The organism is Marinobacter aromaticivorans (assembly GCF_002806975.1).
GTDB classification, from domain to species: domain Bacteria; phylum Pseudomonadota; class Gammaproteobacteria; order Pseudomonadales; family Oleiphilaceae; genus Marinobacter; species Marinobacter aromaticivorans.
Window position 1 is genome coordinate 317,323 of record NZ_NIHD01000001.1, and the last position, 15,782, is coordinate 333,104.

At 56.1% G+C, this 15,782-nt stretch carries 14 protein-coding genes; 9 read left to right on the forward strand and 5 right to left on the reverse strand.

Features of this window, described 5'->3' with window-relative positions; translation table 11 throughout:
- The first annotated feature begins 131 nt into the window (after window positions 1–131).
- Together CDH48_RS01465 and CDH48_RS01470 are read left to right on the forward strand one after the other, a co-directional pair.
- The gene (locus CDH48_RS01465; RefSeq protein WP_100686926.1) at window positions 132–2,093 is read left to right on the forward strand and encodes a sigma-54-dependent Fis family transcriptional regulator; all 1,962 of its coding nucleotides are present in this window, start codon (window positions 132–134) and stop codon (window positions 2,091–2,093) included.
- 6 nt (window positions 2,094–2,099) lie between these two features.
- On the forward strand, window positions 2,100–2,873 hold the full coding sequence (locus CDH48_RS01470; RefSeq protein ID WP_100686927.1) for a hypothetical protein: 774 nt from the start codon (window positions 2,100–2,102) through the stop codon (window positions 2,871–2,873).
- A gap of 6 nt (window positions 2,874–2,879) precedes the next feature.
- On the opposite strand, the gene CDH48_RS01475 is transcribed toward CDH48_RS01470, so the two are convergent.
- Entirely contained in the window at window positions 2,880–3,332 is a 453-nt protein-coding gene (locus CDH48_RS01475) for an Lrp/AsnC ligand binding domain-containing protein (RefSeq protein ID WP_100686928.1), read from the reverse strand.
- Between the two features lie 284 nt (window positions 3,333–3,616).
- Between CDH48_RS01475 and putA the strand changes: the two genes are divergently transcribed.
- The gene (gene putA / locus CDH48_RS01480; RefSeq protein WP_100686929.1) at window positions 3,617–7,249 is read left to right on the forward strand and encodes a bifunctional proline dehydrogenase/L-glutamate gamma-semialdehyde dehydrogenase PutA; all 3,633 of its coding nucleotides are present in this window, start codon (window positions 3,617–3,619) and stop codon (window positions 7,247–7,249) included.
- A gap of 50 nt (window positions 7,250–7,299) precedes the next feature.
- Here putA and CDH48_RS01485 read toward each other — a convergent pair whose 3' ends face one another.
- Together CDH48_RS01485 and CDH48_RS01490 are read right to left on the reverse strand one after the other, a co-directional pair.
- The gene (locus CDH48_RS01485; RefSeq protein ID WP_100686930.1) at window positions 7,300–7,998 is read right to left on the reverse strand and encodes a lytic transglycosylase domain-containing protein; all 699 of its coding nucleotides are present in this window, start codon (window positions 7,996–7,998) and stop codon (window positions 7,300–7,302) included.
- A 219-nt stretch (window positions 7,999–8,217) separates the two neighbouring features.
- Complete coding sequence (locus CDH48_RS01490; RefSeq protein WP_100686931.1) at window positions 8,218–8,394, reverse strand: DUF1328 domain-containing protein; 177 nt, start codon at window positions 8,392–8,394, stop codon at window positions 8,218–8,220.
- 249 nt (window positions 8,395–8,643) lie between these two features.
- On the opposite strand from CDH48_RS01490, the gene CDH48_RS01495 reads away from it, so the two are divergent.
- From CDH48_RS01495 to CDH48_RS01505, 3 genes are all read left to right on the forward strand, one after another.
- Complete coding sequence (locus CDH48_RS01495; protein WP_227520874.1) at window positions 8,644–9,120, forward strand: hypothetical protein; 477 nt, start codon at window positions 8,644–8,646, stop codon at window positions 9,118–9,120.
- Window positions 9,121–9,147: 27 nt separating this feature from the next.
- Window positions 9,148–9,384, forward strand: coding sequence for a TIGR02647 family protein (locus CDH48_RS01500; protein ID WP_100686932.1), 237 nt, complete (start codon window positions 9,148–9,150; stop codon window positions 9,382–9,384).
- A gap of 65 nt (window positions 9,385–9,449) precedes the next feature.
- Window positions 9,450–10,343: a DMT family transporter gene (locus CDH48_RS01505; RefSeq protein ID WP_100686933.1), complete on the forward strand. Its 894-nt coding sequence runs from the start codon at window positions 9,450–9,452 to the stop codon at window positions 10,341–10,343.
- Here the strand turns inward: CDH48_RS01505 and CDH48_RS01510 are convergent.
- Window positions 10,340–11,554, reverse strand: a complete 1,215-nt coding sequence (locus CDH48_RS01510) for an iron-containing alcohol dehydrogenase (protein ID WP_100686934.1) — start codon at window positions 11,552–11,554, stop codon at window positions 10,340–10,342. The two genes, CDH48_RS01505 and CDH48_RS01510, sit on opposite strands and share 4 nt — an antisense overlap.
- Window positions 11,555–11,724: 170 nt before the next feature.
- Here CDH48_RS01510 and CDH48_RS01515 point away from each other — a divergent pair, with 170 nt between their 5' ends.
- From CDH48_RS01515 to CDH48_RS01525, 3 genes are all read left to right on the forward strand, one after another.
- Entirely contained in the window at window positions 11,725–12,627 is a 903-nt protein-coding gene (locus CDH48_RS01515; protein ID WP_100686935.1) for a diacylglycerol/lipid kinase family protein, read from the forward strand.
- 7 nt (window positions 12,628–12,634) lie between these two features.
- Window positions 12,635–13,333, forward strand: coding sequence for a monofunctional biosynthetic peptidoglycan transglycosylase (gene mtgA / locus CDH48_RS01520; RefSeq protein ID WP_100686936.1), 699 nt, complete (start codon window positions 12,635–12,637; stop codon window positions 13,331–13,333).
- A gap of 78 nt (window positions 13,334–13,411) precedes the next feature.
- Entirely contained in the window at window positions 13,412–14,092 is a 681-nt protein-coding gene (locus CDH48_RS01525) for a Rossmann-fold NAD(P)-binding domain-containing protein (RefSeq protein ID WP_100687192.1), read from the forward strand.
- On the opposite strand, the gene CDH48_RS01530 is transcribed toward CDH48_RS01525, so the two are convergent.
- Entirely contained in the window at window positions 14,089–15,762 is a 1,674-nt protein-coding gene (locus tag CDH48_RS01530) for a GMC family oxidoreductase (RefSeq protein ID WP_100686937.1), read from the reverse strand. The two genes, CDH48_RS01525 and CDH48_RS01530, sit on opposite strands and share 4 nt — an antisense overlap.
- Window positions 15,763–15,782: the final 20 nt, after the last annotated feature.

Here is a 15,782-nt window from a genome sequence, read left to right on the forward strand (position 1 = left end):
CAGGTGTAACGCTATACCGGGTCCCAAAGGAGGATGTCGGTTTTGGGTCATTGGGTATAAGCTGGTAAGGCGGTGCAGCAGTATCTCTCGTTGCTGACAATAACAACATCAGAGTGTTGCAGGAGCCTGACATGACGACACAACTGGCGCAGCAGCGCCATATTGACGCTATTTTAAGCTATGCAGATAACTCTTCTTCCGTGAACCTGTCGCCGGGGGACGAGCTGATTGGCCGTTCCTGGAAACGCTGTATCGACGAGTACGGACTGGACCCGAGTCAGCCTCGCAGGGCCCGGATTGTCACCCAGCAAACCCTGCGGGAGCATCAGGACTCGGTGGATGAATTTCTGAATGTGGCCAGGTCAGGTGTTGAACAACTCTACTCGAACATCGCCAAGCTCGGGTATGTATTGTTATTGACGGATCATCGCGGGATTACCGTTCAGTATCTTGGGGATCGCAGGCATGACCAGCGCCTGCGCAAAGCGGGCCTGTATCTGGGCGCGGACTGGAGCGAACAGTATGCGGGAACCTGTGCAGTAGGCACCTGTATTCAGGAACAGCAGGCCCTGACGTGTCATCGGGTAGACCATTTCGATGCAACCCACATCAATCTGACCTGCACATCAGCACCCATCCTTGACCCAATGGGCAATCTTCTGGCGGTTCTGGATATTTCTGCTCTGGATTCGCCCAATGCGCGCAACAGTCAGACATTCGCGTTGCACCTAACCCAACTCTATGCCCGGATGATCGAGGATGCCTATTTCCTGCGCCGTTATCGAAAACAGGTAATTTTCCGGTGTGACGCTTCCCGGGAGTTCGTCCAGGTTAATGGCCAGTACCTGTTTGCCATTGATGAGGAAGGCCGTGTGGAAGCAGCCAATACAGCCGGACGCTCGCTTATGCTGAGCCCGGGCTCCGACAACGGCATCGAGCCCCGTCCTGACCTGACCAGCCTGTTTGAGTGTGAACTCCGGGATATCTGGAGCATACCCTATGATCATGATGACCAGATTAAAGCGTTCCGGCACTCTACCAGCGGGCGCACTTTTTTTGCCGCTCTGATTCAGCCCAGGGTCCGATTGCCTGCAACCTCAACAAAGGCGGCCCTTGCGGCTGAAGAGCATGTACCTCAGTTGGACGCCTTGGCGGCGGATGATCCTGTCATGCGGCGTACACTTGGGCTTGCGAAACGTCTTCGCAACAAGGATGTCGGGTTGCTTATTCTGGGTGAAACCGGCACCGGCAAAGAGGTTCTGGCGAGGGCAATCCACGCGGCTAGTCATCGGTCCCGGAGGGCGTTTGTGGCGGTAAACTGCGCGGCTATTCCTGAATCGCTGATTGAGAGCGAGCTTTTCGGCTATGTTAGCGGTGCGTTCACCGGTGCCCGCACCCGTGGCATGCGCGGACTGATTCAGCAGGCCGATGGCGGTACCTTATTTCTGGACGAAATCGGGGATATGCCCTTCCAGTTGCAAACCCGCTTGTTGCGAGTGCTGGCAGAGGGGGAAATTCTGCCTGTTGGCTCTGATAGCCCAGTGAAAGTGAATTGTCGCGTGATGGCTGCTACCCATCAGGATCTCGGCCAATTAATAGAACAAGGCAGTTTTCGTGCAGATCTGTATTATCGGCTTAATGGCGCTACCCTGCGCCTGCCATCTCTGAGCCAGAGAGCGGATCGACAGCACGTGATTAAGCAGGTGCTCGCAAACCGGATTGAACAGGACGGCCTCCCGGCCGTCCGTATACGGGCCGATGCTATGAGTGCCTTGCTTGCCTATAGCTGGCCGGGCAATATCCGCCAGCTGGATAACGCACTGGCGTTCGCCGAGGCTACATGCGACAACGGGGAAATCACCGTTAATGATCTGCCCGAGGAATGCCTGTGTGAACAGGTGCTATCGGTGGTGGAAGCCGATGATGACAGTGATGATGCCAGTCCGCTGCTGGAAGCTTTGATGGAGCATCAGTGGAATGTCTCCGAGGTGGCCCGTTTCTATGGGGTATCCCGGCCAACGATCTATCGTTGGATGCAGCATCAGGGGATTCAGCATGCCAGGTTTTTGGGGAAGCCAAAAAAGGAGCGGTAGTCAGACATGCCAATATCAGAAGGCGCGCAACATTACGTCCTTATGCTGATTCCCAGCCTTTTGCAGGACATCGAGAAGCTGGGGCTGCGCCGGATTATCCGGACCTCTGAATTTTCGGAGCAGGAGGTGACGGCTCTTTACTTCGAGTTTGTGTCAATCAACCGCGTTCTGCCAGACAACCCCCGGTTGATTGAACCCGCCATTTGGCAGCATCTGCTCCATTGTGTGCAGGTGATGAGTTCGCTGGTGAATCTGGCGACCATTGAGGATCTTGAGCGGGCCCGCGAAACCGCGATCCGCCGGTATCTTCCCCATGCAAAAGAGAGCCTGAAAAACGAGTTTGAGCAGATGCGCAGTGAAGGGAAGGTGGACTTCCGGCTTGCGGGCATCCTGCGCCAGGGTGATTTACCGGAGAACTCAGGGCAGGTGTGTATGGAGGCTATCCGGCGTGAGCGGGAACAGCGCGTGGAATCCATCAAGTGCCTTGGGACCGAGCATCTAACCAACCACGAAGCCTTCATTGTGGAGTCTGCCAGGGCGTACGTTATGTCTCAGATTCACGACGCACCGGAGAATTTCAGCATTCTTGACCTGGTTATCCGCCTTCTGGATCTCCTGCGCCTGGTGCTGGTTCTGGAATCCCGTTCACCCGGCGGGGCAATCGCAGTATCCTCAAACTTTACGGTGGAAAACATTGTGCTGGGTATCGGCAATGCCATGTTCCGCAGCGAATTAGGCTTGCACGTTTCGTCTCTGGGCCTGGCCAGGGTTAACAAATAGGCCCGCTCAAAGCCCCGTATCCTTTACATTTTCCATCACCACAAATGTACTGGTTTGCAGCACATGGGGCAGGGCGGAAATCTGCTCGCCCAACACCTGTCGGTACTCCGCCATATTACGGGTTCGTACTTTCATCAGATAATCAAAATTGGCGGCAATCATGTGGCATTGCTCAACAGCTGCAATCTGCTTGACGGCTGCGTTAAACGCCTTCAGTGCTTCGCTGCTGGTGTCGTTCAACGTAATCTGGGCGAAGGCGATATGGCTCTGCCCCAGCTTGGTTTGGTTAACTAGTACTGTGTAGCCGGTAATAAAACCCCGTTCTTCAAGCCGGCGCATCCGCACCTGGCACGGGGTTTTGGATAAACCCACTCTTGAGGCAAGTTCGGTAACGGTAATCCGCGCATTCTTTTGCAGTTCTCGGATAATGGAGTGATCGATTCGATCCAGTTCGCTCATGTTGTTCTGTTCCTCACAACGCGTAAAAGCACTACTTTTGGGCAAGTCATGGCCATGGGCACTATGCTGTAGGCTATGAGTGCCTGATGCCACACGGGCCTGACGCTGCTTTGGCCTGGTGGTTAAAGGCGTTTTGGCTGAAATGGTATTCAATACAGGGAAATTAGTGCATTTGCTCCAGTTAATAAAGCCGGAATGGTAAGTCATTCCGGATCTTACAGTGAAACAGTCTTTGCTGTTGTCGGTAGAATGCGGGAAAGACAAACAACTGAGAGGTTACAGCTATGAGATCGCAGCAATCAGTGACTCCCGATCTTGCCAGCAGTCGGCAGGCAATTCGCGATTACTATCTCGAAGACGAGTACAAAGTGATCCACGAGATGATTGCTGACGCTCAGTTTTCCGGCGCAGAACGTGCAGCGATTTCTGCACGTGCCGCTGATCTGGTTCGCAGTGTCCGTGCCAATGCGAAATCCACCATTATGGAGAAATTCCTTGCGGAATACGGCCTGACTACCAAAGAGGGTGTAGCGCTGATGTGCCTGGCGGAGGCATTGCTTCGGGTGCCTGATAACACCACCATTCACGCGCTGATTGAAGACAAGATCACTTCAGGTAACTGGGGAGCCCACGTAGGCAAAGCCTCGTCCACGTTTATCAACTCCACCACCGTTGCATTGCTGATGACCAGCAACCTGCTCAAGGATTCCGAGCGCCAGTCAGTCGGCGAGACACTGCGCAAGCTGGTCAAACGCCTTGGCGAGCCGGTTGTTCGTACCGTTGCCGGCCAGGCCATGAAGGAAATGGGCCGCCAGTTTGTTCTCGGCCGTGATATTGAAGAGGCCCAGAGCGAAGCCAAAGCCTATATGGCGAAGGGGTACACTTACTCCTACGATATGCTTGGCGAGGCCGCGCGTACCGACGCCGACGCCCGGCGTTATTATGAGTCTTACTCCAATGCTATCGATAACATTGCCAAAAACTGCAAAGGTGATGTGCGCAAAAACCCCGGCATTTCCGTCAAGCTTTCTGCGCTGCTGGCACGCTATGAGTATGGCCAGAAAGAAAGGGTCATGGCCGAGCTGATGCCTCGCGCTCTGGAACTGGCGAAAAAAGCAGCGGCCGCCAACATGGGTTTCAACATCGATGCCGAGGAACAGGACCGACTCGATCTTTCGCTTGATGTTATCGAAGCCATTCTGTCTGACCCGACCCTGGCAAACTGGGATGGTTTTGGTGTTGTGGTACAGGCTTTTGGCAGGCGCGCCTCCCAAAAACTTGACTGGCTATATGCTCTTTCTGAAAAGCTGGATCGCCGGATTATGGTCCGTCTGGTCAAGGGTGCTTACTGGGATGCAGAAATCAAGCGCGCCCAGGTAATGGGCCTGAGCGACTTCCCGGTTTTCACACGCAAGGCGTGCAGTGATGTTGCCTACCTTTCATGCGCGAAAAAGCTGGTGGGTATGAGCGACCGCATATACTCACAGTTTGCCACCCATAACGCACATTCCGTATCGGCTGTCCTTGAAATGGCCAAAACCGCCGGCCTGGAGAATTATGAGTTCCAGCGCCTGCATGGTATGGGTGAATCGCTGCACGATCAGGTCCTCAGGGAGAGCGGTGTTCCCTGCAGGATTTATGCGCCCGTGGGCAAGCACAGCGATCTGCTGGCTTACCTTGTGCGCCGCTTGCTCGAGAACGGTGCCAACAGTTCCTTTGTCAATCAGATTGTGGACACCAGCATTACCCCCGAGGAGATCGCCAAAGATCCCATCGAAACGGTTAAGGAGCTGGGTGAAAACCTTTCCAGCAAAGTGATTGTGCGCCCTGCGAACCTGTTTGGCAGCCAGCGTCGCAACTCCAGGGGTTGGGATATTACTGACCCGGTTACGGTTGCCCGCATTAACGAAGGCCGCGGGGCGTTCCGTAGCCATACCTGGACCGGGGGCCCGCTTATCGCTGCGGAAAATATTGCCGGTACAGAAGTATTGGACGTGAAAAACCCGGCCAATCCGGACGATCTGGTGGGGTACATTACCCAGGCCAACGAAGCCGATGTGGATGCCGCCATTACCGCTGCCCGGCAAGGTTTCACAAGCTGGTCCACGCTGCCGGCGGAAGACCGGGCGGCCTGCGTTCGCAGGGTGGGTGATCTGCTGGAAGAGAACGCCCACGAGTTGTTCGCACTGACTACCCGTGAAGCCGGCAAATCCCTGCTGGACGCCATTGCTGAAATTCGGGAGGCTGTGGATTTTTCCCAGTACTACGCCAACGAAGGTGTGCGCTATAAAGACAGCGGAGAGGCGCGGGGCGTTATTTGCTGTATCTCGCCCTGGAATTTTCCCCTGGCTATTTTCGCGGGGCAGATCCTGGCAAACCTGGCGGCTGGCAATGTTGTTGTGGCTAAGCCGGCAGAGCAGACATCGCTGTTGGCGGTTCGCGCGGTTGAGCTGATGTACGAAGCCGGCATTCCCAGAGACGCAGTCCAGCTTCTGCCCGGTTCCGGTGCGACTGTGGGTACGGCACTCACGTCTGATTCCCGTGTCGCCGGTGTGTGCTTTACCGGCTCTACCGCAACGGCCCAGCGCATCAACAAGGTCATGGCGGAAAACATGGCCCCGGATGCGCCGCTGGTGGCGGAAACCGGTGGCCTCAATGCCATGATTGTGGATTCCACGGCCCTGCCGGAGCAGGTGGTGCGTGATGTATTGGCGTCGTCGTTCCAGAGTGCCGGGCAGCGGTGTTCGGCCCTGCGCATGCTGTATGTACAGAGAGATATAGCCGATCACCTGCTGGAAATGCTCTACGGGGCCATGGAAGAGCTGGGTATCGGCGATCCCTGGGCCCTGTCTACCGATGTGGGGCCGGTTATTGATGAGGCCGCCCGCAAGAAGATTGTGGATCACTGCGACAAGTTTGAGCGGGACGGCCGCTTGCTTAAAAAGCTTCCGGTGCCGGACACCGGCCTGTTTGTCTCTCCTGCTGTGCTCAGGGTGAGCGGGATCGAAGAGATGGAAGAGGAGATTTTTGGGCCGGTACTGCATGTGGCAACTTTCGAAGCCAAGGACATCGACAAGGTTGTTGATGCGGTAAACGCCAAGGGCTATGGCCTGACGTTTGGTATCCACAGCCGGGTTGATAACCGTGTTGACCAGATTGCCAGCCGCATCAAGGTTGGCAATACCTATGTTAACCGCAACCAGATTGGCGCAATCGTGGGCTCCCAGCCCTTTGGTGGCGAGGGTCTTTCCGGTACCGGTCCCAAGGCAGGCGGCCCACAATACGTTCGCCGCTTCCTGAAAGGTGCCACTGTTGAGCGCCCGGCGGAAGCAGGCGGTAAAACCATTGATAGCAAGAAGCTGGAAGGGCTGATCGGTAAGCTGGGCAAGCTTGCAGTGCCTGCGCCGAAAGCCAGGGTTGAGGCGTTGGAGCCGGTTTTCGGTAAGGTGCCTGAACCGCTGGATGCCCACTCTGAAGAACTGCCGGGACCAACCGGCGAGCTTAACCGGCTTTCCAACTACCCTCGTGGCGTTGTTGTTTGCCTGGGGCCAGACAAGGAAACAGCCCTGGCCCAGTCTGCTGTGGCGTTGTCACAGGGCAACAAGGTGGTGGTGATTGCACCGGGTGTTGAAGGCACCGTGAGCCGTGCAGCGCAGGCAGGCCTGCCAATTGTGGCGGTGGATGGCCACCTTGATCCGGAAGCACTGGCGAGTGCCAATGGGTTTGAGGCAGTTGTAAGCTGTGCCGAGCAGTCACTCCTGCGTAAGTACCGGCTGGCTCTGGCCAGGCGTGACGGGGCGCTTTTGCCACTGGTTACCGAGCATACGCTTGATCAGCGTTTCGTTATTGAGCGCCATCTCTGCGTTGACACCACTGCTGCGGGTGGCAATGCCAGCCTGATCGCGGCAGCCGAATAAGCAAGGTGTCTGGGCGGGCCGACCTGGGGACGGGTCGGCCGGTTCGTGAATCAGTTGCTGGCGTAGCGCTCGCGGAGTATGCCAACCCGCTCTACGTAAGCCTTTGTTTCAGCATAAGGCGGAATGCCGCCGTAGCGGCTTACGGCACCAGGGCCAGCATTATAGGCTGCGGTTGCGAGCCGGGTATCGCCTTTGAAGCGTTGCAGCATTCTGGCCAGGTAAGTGACGCCACCGCGGATATTGTCTGCCGCCACCATGGCATTCTTGACCCCCACTTCCAGCGCCGTTCCCGGCATTAGCTGCATTAACCCCTGCGCACCCACCGGGGACAGCGCCTTTTCGTTGAATGCCGATTCGGCATGAATAACAGCACGAACCAGCGCAGGGTCAACATCATGCTCCTGCGCCGCGGCTTTGATCTCTGTTTCATAGCGCCCGGAGAACAGGGGCGTTGTGCGCCAGTCAACCTGGGAGTCCGGGTCGCAGGCGTAGCAGTGGAAGCTGATAACCTCGAAATCCGCAGCGGAAGGCTGGGTTCCGCTGTAGGCCACAATGCCATTGTCGTCCCTGTAACGGAATACGGTCTCGTTTTTGCTGGACACCCTCCCGGGGTTGTTGCTTTTCACGTTGGTAAATTCAATCCGGCCATCAGGGTGCTCAATGCGCTTGATGCTGTCTGCCGCAGCCGGTACGGAAAGCCAGATCAACGCAGTAAGTATGGGCAGAGCGAGTTGTCGGGGGCTTGTCATTAGCTACTCACGGAACGCGCAACAATCAGACATCATAACAGCCTGTCAGGGTGAAACAGGCCTGGCACTGATTATAGGGCGTTACCGCGTAGAAGTGATATTACGTCTTGTCGGTAAAATGTTACCGGGAGGGCAAGCAAGGGGTGTGAAGGATGAAAGCACAGCCCGGGTTTACTGCATGTACCCGGGCCGAAACCTTGATCGGTTGCGTCCTGAACGCTAGATTTTCGGCCCCCGTCCGCGTACTGCGTTGGCCACCAGAGAAATTACCAGCAGAACGAGAAAGATAAAGAACAGTACTTTGGCGATACCTGCAGCCGTACCGGCAATACCCCCGAAACCGAGAACACCGGCAATGATGGCGATAATGAGACAAATGACAGCCCAATAAAGCATAGTCGTTCCTTCTTGTCAGGGTTCACTTTAAAAGTGGCACAGGTAGCTGGAATGCACAAATACCGTGCCTGCTGTAAGCCCCCTGCAAACAGTTATTGTCTGTTTTGGGATTTTTTAAGCGTCTGTTTTTGTTGATGTAAGCGGGTTTTATTGACGTTTGGTTACGTTTTCATAAGGCAAGTTGAAAGACGGGATGTTGTTATGATGGTGCTACTGCTACTCTTTACCAATATAGTGCAGGAGTAATTTATGAACCCGAAACATCTGATCTGTGCCCTGTTTTTTGCCACGCTGAGCGCCGCTACTTTGCCAGTCCACGCCGAAACCGAAGACTCCTCGGTGGATAAGCTCAAGCAGGAAACCCGGGAACTTGGTGAGGCACTGCAGGAGTACAGTGCCGATCAAAAAGACCAGGCCGAGGATGCCATTGACGAAATGCTCTCAGCCCTCGACAAGCGCATTGCCGAGCTGGAAAAGGAGCTTGCGGAGAACTGGAATAGCATGAACAACAAAGCGCGGGAGCGCGCCCAGGACAGCCTGGCATCTCTGCGCGAGCAGCGCGAACATGTACAGGACTGGTACAACGAATTGAAAGCCAGTTCGGCGTCGGCATGGGAGAGGGCCAAAAAAGGCTTTGCAGATGCCTACGAGGCATTTTCCGAGCAGTGGAATGAAACCGAGAGGGATCTGACCCTCGATCAGGAAAAGAAATCCAAAAGTATCTGACCACCAAAACCAGAAACAGGAAACACCATGCCATTTTCTTCAGATCATATTGCAGAGCTCAATCTGCTGGCTCAGTTTGAGTCCTCTTCGGGCCAGGCGGGTATAAAAGTACACCGGCATGATGCGGCTCCCGAGACTGTTCAAGCCGCAGAGCGCCTTTTTGCCAAGGGCCTGATTACCCAGAATGATGGCGGCTACCTTACACCCCTTGGCAGTGAGGCTGTGGAGCTGACCCAAAAATTGCAATCCATACTCACTACATAGTTACCTGCCCGGTCTGGTTCCCTGCGCCAGCTGAGTTCCCGGTGACCTGACTCCGGCAGCCGTTTATGCGATCGCTGTTTTACTCGTTTATTGTTCCCGCGCTGTTCGTCTGGCTGTGGAGCACAGGTTTTATCGGTGCCAAGTACGGCTTGCCTTATGCCGAGCCGTTTACCCTGCTGCTGATCCGGATGCTGCTGACTCTGGGTTTGCTCGCAGTCCTTGCCGGGCTGTTCAATACCCGCTGGCCTGGATGGCGGGCATGCGGGCACCTCGCGATAACCGGGCTGCTGGTTCACGGATGCTATCTGGGGGGTGTTTACTATGCAATTCAGGGGGGAATGCCTTCTGGAATTGTCTCTCTTGTGGTCGGCTTGCAGCCGCTGGTCACTGCCGGTGCTGCGGTTCTTGTTTTAAAAGAAACGGTTTCGTGGAGGCAATGGCTGGGGTTGGGGCTGGGCCTGCTCGGGGTAACGCTGGTTCTGCTGGAGAAGTTTGGCGGCGCCGGCAACCCCGGCGAGGGCTTTCCGCTATGGACACTGGTCTGGGCGTTGTTTGCGCTGGCCGGTATCTCTCTGGGTACGGTGTATCAGAAGCGCCATGGTACTGGCGCGGATCTTGTGGCCGGCACCATTATCCAGTACGGAGCCGCGGCAATGTTCTTCGCTGCTGGTGCATTTATGCTGGAAACCCGGGAGGTGGTGTGGTCCCTGCAGTTGAAGCTTTCCATGGCCTGGCTGGTGCTGGGGGTTTCCATTGGCGCCATACTCCTGCTGATGTGGTTGATTCGCCGTGGTGCGGCCTCCCAGGTCGCCAGCCTCTTCTATCTTGTACCCCCCGTTACGGCTCTGGAAGCTTTTTGGCTGTTTGACGAGCGTTTGGGCGTGCTGGCGATTACCGGGGGCATTGTTTCCATTACCGGTGTTGCGCTGGTGGTTTCCCGGAAGCAACCGGGGCACTAGGTTGTGCTGATCACCCGCAGCACTCGGGTAATATCGGCGCCATTCAGGTACCTGGGTACCGCATAGGTGCCATGGGCCTCTTTCATGGCCGCCCTGGCCATCTCGGCAAAGTGCTTTTGATCTATCCCTTCCACCTTGCGCTCTATGGGAAGAGCCATCAGGAGCTCATTGATCCTTTGAATCAGCGTGTCGGCTGCGACCACATCTGAGTCTGCCGCTGAAGCCAGCTCGCACAACCTTGCCAGTGCCGCCAGGCGCGCCTGCGCACAATGCCGGTTAATCTCGAGAATATGTGGCAAAACGATGGCATTGGCCCTGCCGTGGGGCACGCCGTATTGTGTCCCCAGCTGGTGTGCAATAGCGTGCACATAACCCAGCCCCGTTTTGTTGAGAGCAAGCCCGCCATAATTGGCGGCCAGTGCCATGGCGTCGCGGGCTTCGTAGTCCTCGCCGTTTTCACAGGCTTTTTCCAGGTATTTCAGTACAAGCTTCACCCCGGCACCCGAGTAAAACTCTGTCTCCGGCGTTGAGAAGTCGCTGATCCAGGATTCGAGGCAATGGGTGAGGGCGTCAATGCCTGTATCTGCAGTAACCGACCGGGGCATGCCGGCCATGATTTCTGGGTCCAGAGCTGCGGCCAGGGGCACCAGTTTCGGGTCGATTACCAGGTTTTTTACATGAGTGTTTTCATCCGATATTACCGCACCGATGGTGACTTCCGAACCGGTGCCTGCGGTTGTGGGAATAACGAAAAGCGGCAGAGCGCGCTTGCGGGCCTTGAGTATCCCAACCAGTTTCCGGGGTGTTTTCCGGTTTGCGGCAGCCAGCGCCATCACTTTTGCAGCATCAATCGATGAGCCTCCGCCCACGGCCAGCAAGGCGTCGCAGCTGTTCTGTTCAAGCACATTCAGGCCATTTTCGACAACCAGGAACCCGGGGTCTGGAGTCACGCCGCTGTATACAACGGTTTCAACGCCCAGTTCATTCAGACGTTTGGCGATAGGGTCGGTAACGCCCAGATTGAAAAGTGCCTCATCAGTGACCAGCAGAACCCGTTTGAAGCCAAAGTGGGCCATGTGCTCGGCCAGCCGCAGCCGGGATTGCCTGCCCAGAAGGGTATGGGGCATTGGAGTTGGTATCAGTTTTACTATGAGTTTGAGTGCCGCCAGTTGGGCCCTGGAGCGCGCAGGCGTCAGCTTTTCAGAAATCATGGTCAGCTACCGGATTGTTATATTCAGTTTTGGTCGTTAACTATAGTCTGACAATCCAGCAATTGGAAATGGCTCTGGTGTCCTTATCGTAACGTCAGTAAAGACGTGTTTGAGGTATCTTGGGGCGATTGTTTTCGGGGAAAAGACGCTGGTACAGAGATAGGCATGTTATGACTTATTGGCTGGTTGCTAATCCGGAGGCGGGCGATGGCCAGAGAGGTCGGGCGTTCTGGCTTGAGAAACTGGCGAATGCCGGGATTGAAAATCCGCAGTGTTGCGATTTCAGGGAGCAGGCCTGGAAAACGCATGTAAAGCCAAACGACGTTGTGATGGTTGCCGGAGGTGATGGTTCGGTAAGCGCCGGGGCAGGTTTATGCCTTGAGCGTAATGCAACGCTGGCAGTCCTGCCTTCAGGCACGGCCAATGATTTTAGCCGTAACCTGGCGTTGCCGGCGGATCCTGCGGCCCTGTGTGAACTGATTCGACAAGGCGTTACGCAACAGGTCGATGTGGCAGAGTTTGGCGACGGGATTTTTCTGAATGTTGCCCACGTTGGTCTGGGGACACTCCCCGCCAGGGAATCGCAGGGTTATGCGAAGAAGCTGCTTGGCCGGTTCAGTTATGCCGCTGAGTTGCTGCGGCGAGCAAATGCCAAGCGGGGCTTTCATGCGAAAATACAGTGTGACCAGGCGGTTGTGCACGGGCGCTGGCTGTCGATTGCCATATCCAGCGGCGCATTTTTTGGTGGTGGGAATGAAATTCCGGAGGCAACAGCCAATGACGGGCTACTCGATATTATTGCGGTAAAACCGCGACCGCTCCTGCAGTTGTTGCTCACCTTCGCTCTGGTTCAGCTCAATGGCAAATCCCCCAGGCGCACCAGTACGGTTGTGCATCTCAAGGGGCGGCGCTGTGATGTGCATACAACAAAGCCAAAAACTGTAACCGTGGACGGAGATGTAGCGGGCAAAACGCCCCTCCACGTGGTGTGTCGCAAGCACTGTCTCCGGGTTATAGGCGCCTCAGTGGTGCGTACCGGGCCAGCTGAAAGCGGCCAGCCGAAGCTGAAGTAGGGCACCTATGGCGCGGAAATCACTGGTAAGGCGCTGTTTGCGTGCGGTTGTTCTGGCATGTCTCATTTTTATAGTGTTTTTGGCTCTCGTGCTGCTTCTGTTCCGCTATGTAAATCCGCCAACATCGGCTTTTATGCTGGGTTATCACGTTGCGAACCCGGAAGGGAGCATTCAGCAGCAATGGGTGGGCTTTTCTGATATTTCACCCTGGATGCCACTTGCGGTTGTGGCCAGTGAGGATCAACGGTTTCCCGATCATTGGGGCGTTGATTTTGCTGCCATTCGCAAGGCGCTTGCCGAGTATCATGCGGGCGAAGGCCTCAGAGGCGCCAGTACCATTACCCAGCAAACGGCAAAAAACCTGTTTCTCTGGAACGGTCGCAGCTTTGTGCGCAAAACCCTGGAGGCTGGCCTGGCGCTTGCCATGGATGGTCTGTGGCCGAAACAGCGCATTCTTGAGGTGTATCTGAATATTGCCGAGTTTGGCCCTGGTATTTACGGTGTGGAAGCGGCAAGCAGAGCTTATTTTGGTATCTCTGCCCGCCAGTTGTCGGCTAACCAGTCCGCCCGGCTTGCTGCAGTTCTGCCCAACCCGAAGGTGCTGAGTGTCACCTCGCCTTCGCCTTATGTGCGGGATCGGGTTTTCTGGATTCGTGGCCAGATGGATCAGCTTTCCGGTCTTCAGTACCTGAAAGATCTGAAGTGACTGCGCTGACAAAAAGAGCAACCTTAGTCTGGTTGAGTTTTGTTACCATGGAATCCGGTGCCGAACGACGAGAACATTATGAAAGTACTGTTACTGGGAGCAACCGGGTTGACCGGAGGGTTTGTCCTGAACGGGCTGCTGGCCCGCGACGAAGTTGAACAGGTTGTGGTGCCAGTGCGCAAACGCCTGCAACTGGTTCACTCCAAACTGCATCAGCAGGAAGTGGATTTTGACCACATGGGCGATCATGCGGCGCTTTTCGAGGTGGATGTGATTATCTGCTGCCTGGGCACCACCATAAAAAAAGCGGGCTCTCAGGCGCAATTCCGGAAAGTGGACTACGGCTATTGCCTGAAGGCTGCAGAACTTGGCCGGGCAGCGAATGCCCGTGGGTTTATTCTCATGTCTGCCATAGGTTCGTCGTCTTCATCGACCATTTTCTACAATCGGGTAAAAGGCGAACTGGAGGATGCCATAAAAGGCCTGGGGTACCCTTACCTGTCGATTTACCATCCCAGCCTGCTGCTGGGTGACCGGTCGGAGCACCGCCTCGGAGAAGCTGCCGGTGCCAGGGTTATGCCGCTTATCAACCGGGTTCTATTGGGGCCACTGGAAAAGTATCGGGCCATCGAAGCGGCCACAGTTGGCCGTGCCATGGTTAACGAGGCCTGCAGCCTGGTTTCCCAATCCGCTGCGGAACAGGTGGTTCAGGTGCGGGAGTATCCGGATATCGTCAAGCTGGCTGAGCACACAGCTTAGGCGCCGGCCAGAATCCAGCCTGCCGCTTTCTCGGCAATCATCAATGTTGGTGAATTGGTATTGCCGCTGGTGATCAGGGGCATCACTCCTGCGTCCACCACACGCAAACCGTTTACGCCTATGACCCGTAAATGGGAATCCACTACCGCCATTGCATCGTCGGGTCGCCCCATACGGGTGGTTCCTACCGGATGAAAAATAGTGGTGCCGATATCACCCGCCAGGCGGCTCAGGTCTTCGTCGCTCTGATACTCGGGCCCGGGCTTGTACTCCTCGGGCCGGTACTTTGCGAAGGCGGGCTGGCCGGCAATGCGGCGTGTTACCCGCAGTGAATCTGCCGCCACCTTTTTGTCCTCCGGAGTGCTGAGATAATTGGGTGCAATCGCCGGCGCCTCCCTGGGATCCCGGCTGCGTATCCTTACCGAGCCGCGGCTGCTGGGGTTCAGGTTGCACACGCTGGCGGTAATGGCCGGGAAAGGGTGCAAAGGCTGCCCAAAGGCATCCAGGCTCAGGGGTTGAACATGGTACTGGATGTTGGGGTAGTCGTATTCATCCGAGCTGCGGGTAAACGCGCACAGCTGCGACGGCGCCATGCTCATGGGGCCTGAGCGCTTTAAAAGATATTCCAGACCAATGCGTGCCTTGCCCCACAAAGAGTTAGCCATGGTATTCAGGGTGAGGGTGTTGTTAACCTTGTATACAGACCGTATCTGCAGGTGATCCTGAAGATTTTCGCCTACCCCGGGCAAGTCCGCGACCATGGGAATGCCCAGTGTGTGTAACAGGCTGGACGGCCCTATGCCGGATAACTGCAAGAGCTGGGGGGAGCCGATTGCGCCCGCTGAGAGAATGACTTCGCGATGGGCCGTCGCGAGTGCCTCTTTTCCCGTGTTGGCATTTGCTACGTGCACACCGGTACACCTCGGCCGGTCTCCATCGGTGTTCATTTGCAGCCCCAGTGCGTGGGTGGAATGCCAAACCGTGAGGTTGGGGCGTTTCGAGGCACTTCGCAAAAAGGCTTTGGAAGTGTTCCAGCGCCAGCCGGCACGCTGGTTCACCTCAAAATAATCCACGCCTTCATTATCACCCCGGTTGAAGTCCTGTGTGCGCGGCAGGCCCGCCTCAACCGCGGCTTCGGCAAAGGCCTCAAGAACCTGCCATTTCAGACGCTGGCGCTCCACCCGCCATTCACCGCCATGGCCGTGGAAACCCTTGCCGGCGTTATCCACCGTGCTGCCGGTGTCCAGGCTATGGTGGTCCTCATGGCGCATGAAATCGGGCAGGCAATTGTCCCAACGCCAGTCCTCATCGCCGGTGATCTCTGCCCACCGGTCGTAATCCCTGGCCTGGCCCCGTATATAAAGCATGCCGTTGATGCTGGAACAGCCGCCCAGGGTTTTTCCACGGGGGTAGATCAGCGATCGATTATTGAGCCCCGGTGCCGGTTCGGTGCGAAAGCACCAGTCGGTGCGTGGATTGTCGATGCAGTAGAGGTACCCCACCGGAATATGAATCCAGTGGTGGTTGTCTCGCCCTCCGGCTTCGATCAGCAGCACCCTGTTCTGCGGGTTGCTACTCAGCCGGTTGGCAAGCAGGCAGCCGGCTGTTCCGGCGCCGACCACGATATAGTCGAATTCGAACAGCCCTGGTGTTTTCTTGTTATCGGGCACGGTGGATTCTCCATAATGAC

Excerpts from the sequence above, each read along its gene's own strand:
- CDH48_RS01465 (WP_100686926.1), top strand. The coding sequence starts at position 132 with ATGACGACACAACTGGCGCAGCAGCGCCATATTGACGCTATTTTAAGC.
- CDH48_RS01470 (WP_100686927.1), top strand. The coding sequence starts at position 2,100 with ATGCCAATATCAGAAGGCGCGCAACATTACGTCCTTATGCTGATTCCC.
- CDH48_RS01475 (WP_100686928.1), bottom strand. The coding sequence starts at position 3,332 with ATGAGCGAACTGGATCGAATCGATCACTCCATTATCCGAGAACTGCAA.
- putA (WP_100686929.1), top strand. The coding sequence starts at position 3,617 with ATGAGATCGCAGCAATCAGTGACTCCCGATCTTGCCAGCAGTCGGCAG.
- CDH48_RS01485 (WP_100686930.1), bottom strand. The coding sequence starts at position 7,998 with ATGACAAGCCCCCGACAACTCGCTCTGCCCATACTTACTGCGTTGATC.
- CDH48_RS01490 (WP_100686931.1), bottom strand. The coding sequence starts at position 8,394 with ATGCTTTATTGGGCTGTCATTTGTCTCATTATCGCCATCATTGCCGGT.
- CDH48_RS01495 (WP_227520874.1), top strand. The coding sequence starts at position 8,644 with ATGAACCCGAAACATCTGATCTGTGCCCTGTTTTTTGCCACGCTGAGC.
- CDH48_RS01500 (WP_100686932.1), top strand. The coding sequence starts at position 9,148 with ATGCCATTTTCTTCAGATCATATTGCAGAGCTCAATCTGCTGGCTCAG.
- CDH48_RS01505 (WP_100686933.1), top strand. The coding sequence starts at position 9,450 with ATGCGATCGCTGTTTTACTCGTTTATTGTTCCCGCGCTGTTCGTCTGG.
- CDH48_RS01510 (WP_100686934.1), bottom strand. The coding sequence starts at position 11,554 with ATGATTTCTGAAAAGCTGACGCCTGCGCGCTCCAGGGCCCAACTGGCG.
- CDH48_RS01515 (WP_100686935.1), top strand. The coding sequence starts at position 11,725 with ATGACTTATTGGCTGGTTGCTAATCCGGAGGCGGGCGATGGCCAGAGA.
- mtgA (WP_100686936.1), top strand. The coding sequence starts at position 12,635 with ATGGCGCGGAAATCACTGGTAAGGCGCTGTTTGCGTGCGGTTGTTCTG.
- CDH48_RS01525 (WP_100687192.1), top strand. The coding sequence starts at position 13,412 with ATGAAAGTACTGTTACTGGGAGCAACCGGGTTGACCGGAGGGTTTGTC.